This is a genomic window from Edaphobacter aggregans DSM 19364, from assembly GCF_000745965.1.
Lineage (GTDB): Bacteria > Acidobacteriota > Terriglobia > Terriglobales > Acidobacteriaceae > Edaphobacter > Edaphobacter aggregans.
Genome location: NZ_KN050795.1, coordinates 1 through 3,982 on the forward strand (window position 1 = coordinate 1; position 3,982 = coordinate 3,982).

A 3,982-nucleotide genomic window follows, 5' to 3' on the forward strand; every position below is an offset into this window, starting at 1 on the left:
CTCGGTCGCGAGCGTCGGACCGAAGTCGGTGTAGCTGGAACGAACCAGCTCGACGGCATACGTTCGGATGCCGGAGTTGATTTGACGGTTCGAGGCCCGCCCACGCGCCTGGTGAGCTAGCGCTCCGCCGCCTTGTTCCTCATATTTTGCCAGCAATCGAAACGTCTGCCTCACGCCAAGCCCCAACACTGCAGCTGCCACTGTACGTCGTCCGGCCAAAACTTCTGTCAGTACCTGAATCCGCTTCAGATCACGTTCGCTCATCGTTACTAAAGCCCAATCTCTTCCTCCCGAAGCTCACTTTCGGAAGGGTAGTTTGGACATTTCAACTTTGCAGAAACCGGACGTTTCAACTTTGCACCTACATACCCTGTTGACGCCCGATAGAAATGTCTCTATGCGCGCCGGATAGAAATGTCAGTCTAAACCTTAGCTGTCGTCGTGCGGTGGGAATGTGTGAAATCACCGCACTTGGTGATTTCCAAGGACTGTGGGAAGGGTGGGAGACCGGACAGGTTCATCGTCCGGTCTTCCATGCTTTCCATCAGGGCCGTCATTTCCACCGCTTTGGCCGGCGGCCGCGAATTCAGATCTTCTTTCGGCGGTCCGTAGATCTTGCGAGGTGTCTTGCGATAGCCACCTTTTTCGCTGTTGGTCTGTACCTTCGGCTGGTACTTGGTATCCTGCTGCACCTTGATGATGGCGAGGGCGTGCCCGAGGCGCTTGTTCTCGACGATCGCGGTGTGGCTGACGCGTTGATCCTTGCTGAAATGCGATAGGGAAGTGAGTACCCTTTCCAGCGTACTTCGATCGGCCTGTCCGGGAAGTCGTAGAGCTCGACGTATTGGCCAGCCAGCTTCTCCGACAACTCACTTCGATCAAGGATGATCTGCTTGCGATCGTACGAGAGGGTCAGCTGCTCGCTGACGTAGCGCTGTTCTCGGTGGCACAGGAGGTCATTCAATCAGCTTGCCTTGATGTTGAGTGGACGGTGCAGGTTTTCTGGCTTGGCAGCACTCAGCGCAAATCGTTCGTTGAACCGTTGGAGGAACCCTGGCAGGAACGCGTTGCCGGCGTCCATATTGCGATAAAGACCAGCAGCGTACAGCCTTCGCCACGATCTTCAAACCAGCGGTGATCGCGGCCATCGATCTGCACCAACTCACCATAGGACTCTCGCCTGAGTCGGGGCTGGTGGAAGCTTCTGCGTTGCTTGCGGGAGAGCCAAAGCCCCTCCTCGACCATCCATGTCCGCAATCGGGCCATCGTCGCCGTCGCTCGCAAGCTGGCAGTACTGCTTCATCGCATCTGGATCACCCAGGAGCCATACATCCCGTTCTATGGAGTGGCAGCCTGAGGAAGGAGCTCATGTCTAATTGTTGCAACTACCCCGCTCCCCGATGACTGCGTGTCGGGTTGGGCCCTGAACGAGGCCGACCGAAAACTGGCAGCATCGACTTCTCCTTCTGACCCCAACCGACACAGAGCCACGAGCGGCTCACTCAAAGTGCGAATAGAAACACGGTGGAGAGAACAACATGCGGAACAACTACAACAGAACAACAGAAGAGACAAAAAACGCTTAGGAAAGAAAAACAGAAAACCCCTTGACCTAAATGACCTGCTCATAGAAACCCGACAATACGGAAATAACCCGGAGCGGCCTTGCCAGCCCCTGGAAGCCGGCCCAAATATCTGTGTTGCCGACACCGTCCACTACTCTCTCAATGAGCGCTAAGCGCTGTTCTCGCCAGTTGCCGGGATGGCCTCCAATGGATGCCAGACGACCCGTAAGAACGAACTCGGATGCAACCAAGAAAACGCATCGTTACAGCAGAGCCCTTCATCTCCACCTGGAAGCCGTGGAGAAATCTGTAACCGCTGTAATGGACCTGACCGCTCAACTTGGAGAATTCCCATGCCCGAACTGATTGCCGGATTGATCGATGTCTTCGCCGACGAGCCCTTGACGGGCAACCCGCTCGCCGTGGTTCAAGCCGCTGACGAACTGAGCGAAGAGCAGATGCGGCAGCTTGCCGGCGAGTTCAATCAGGCCGAGACCACGTTCATCCTTGAGAGCACGCGTGCGGATCGAAAGTTGCGGTCGTTTACCGCAAGCGGTGCGGAGATCTTCGGCGCCGGGCACAACGCCCTCGGAGCGTGGCTGTGGCTGGGCGAGCATGGAGATCTTGGCCCTTTGACAACCCCGCAGACGTTCTACCAAGAGATTGGTACCGATGTTCTGCCTATTGAGCTTGAGAAAATCGGCGCCCGTGTTCACGGTCGTATGCGGCAGGCCCCTTTGCGCCTGCTGGACCCGCTGGGCAATGTGGATCCGCTGGCGAAGGCGCTCGGGCTCGATCCATGCGAAATTCTGTCTCAGCCAACACCGCGCCCGGTGTATACCGGTGTCGCTCATCTGTTGGTGCGGGTTGTAAATCCCAAGACCGTAGACAAAGCTAACCCGGCGGCGAAAGAACTTCTTGACGTCTTGAAAGCGGCAGGGGCAGAAGGTTGCTATATCTACGCGTTCGATGCGAATCGGCCGCAAACAGCCTATGCACGGTTCTTCAACCCTACAGTCGGACTCTGGGAAGATGCGGCCACCGGAACGGCAGCGGGGCCGCTGGCAGCGTATCTCGCCAGCGAAGGTCTGGTTGCGAACAACGAGTTGGCGATCGAACAGGGCACAAAGATGGGACGCCGGAGCATCCTGCGAATTCGAGTCAATCTCGAACCGGAATTATCCGGCACTGGGATCGTTGTCCTGCGTGGCGTACTCCGGCTCTGAATGGCTGTGCGGCCATTGCGGGAGACGCCTATTCAGGCTATTCGAGGATCTCAATTAGCATATTTCCGCCGACTCACTCACCGAGCCAGAAATCGAGTTCTGGGGGTTGACGGGCAAACCTTACCTTGTCGATTACGGAAGGTTTAACGACCATCTGTCTGAAATCGTCTTGCAAGTAGAATCAAGCATCAGGTGGCACTGGCGGCAAAGACAGTCTCGCGATCTGTGAAGCCGCAGGTTCGCCCCCGCGGTTCTGGCTTGTGGCAAAATTGTTCGCGACATGAGTATCACGTTCAGGCGAATGCGGGCGATCCATGTGGATGGCACGCCAAGCGAAGTTGATGGGCTCACAGCCGAGCGAGTGCGGTGCAGCATCTTCCGTGTACTAGACGGGACCATGCTTGGTGCATGGGCGACGGTCACGAGTGACGGCGAGGCACACGTCAACACCGCCTACTACTCTTATTCGGAGGATCTTGTGCTCCATTTCATGTCTCATCCCCACTCCCTTCACTGCCTCAATGTGAGCGCGAATTCCTCAATGGCAGTAGCGATCTTCGCGTCGGAACAGAAGTGGACTGATCCCGGACGAGGCCTGCAACTGTTCGGACGATGCGATCAGCTAAGGGGCGAGGATGCGGCAGCAGCTCAGAGAGCGTACGGGCAACGTTTTCGAACGTATGCCGACTGGAAAAGCAGCTTGAAGCCCGGCGACGCCGCGCTGGACTATCGGTTTTATCGCTTCGTTCCCCACACGGTGAAGGTTCTGGACGAGGCCGAATTCGGGGATGGGGTTTGGATCGAGGTACAGGTCGCGCGCTGATGGTGAACGCTCGCGTGTGGGACCTCACGCGAGAGAACCTCTTCCGTTGCGCTCGCGCTGGCGCAACTTCCTGTGAATCGGGTCCAGGCATTTCCGGTAGAGATCGACAGTATTTCCCTGCCTGCCGCACTCATTTCTCCCGAGTGACGGGCTTATCGGAAACTTGGCCCTTCTTGTCACCTGACAGATCGAACTTGCCGATAAGCCGAACTTCACGGGCAGTTGGTGAAATGGCGGTTGTACTAAACCGCGCTCCGCGGTCGGTTGTTCCTAGCGGAAGTTCTCTACCATCTTGATAACGCTCTGGGGATCGTACTGGGTGTAGAAGATGGTGCGCCCGTCTCGCGTCGTGCTTAAGCTGGGCTGCC

At 56.9% G+C, this 3,982-nt stretch carries 2 protein-coding genes and 2 pseudogenes; 2 read left to right on the forward strand and 2 right to left on the reverse strand.

Annotated elements, in window-relative coordinates:
- Together Q363_RS35435 and Q363_RS45245 are read right to left on the reverse strand one after the other, a co-directional pair.
- Positions 1–264: pseudogene (locus tag Q363_RS35435) on the reverse strand (ISNCY family transposase); the annotation flags it as partial.
- A gap of 350 nt (positions 265–614) precedes the next feature.
- A pseudogene (locus Q363_RS45245) lies at positions 615–1,257 on the reverse strand (transposase family protein); the annotation flags it as partial.
- Positions 1,258–1,918: 661 nt separating this feature from the next.
- Here Q363_RS45245 and Q363_RS35450 point away from each other — a divergent pair.
- Entirely contained in the window at positions 1,919–2,791 is an 873-nt protein-coding gene (locus tag Q363_RS35450) for a PhzF family phenazine biosynthesis protein (protein ID WP_035359934.1), read from the forward strand.
- Between the two features lie 280 nt (positions 2,792–3,071).
- Positions 3,072–3,614: a pyridoxamine 5'-phosphate oxidase family protein gene (locus tag Q363_RS35455; RefSeq protein ID WP_084081084.1), complete on the forward strand. Its 543-nt coding sequence runs from the start codon at positions 3,072–3,074 to the stop codon at positions 3,612–3,614.
- Positions 3,615–3,982: the final 368 nt, after the last annotated feature.

Coding starts and splice junctions, on each gene's coding strand:
- Q363_RS35455 (WP_084081084.1), top strand. CDS start 3,072: ATGAGTATCACGTTCAGGCGAATGCGGGCGATCCATGTGGATGGCACG.
- Q363_RS35450 (WP_035359934.1), top strand. CDS start 1,919: ATGCCCGAACTGATTGCCGGATTGATCGATGTCTTCGCCGACGAGCCC.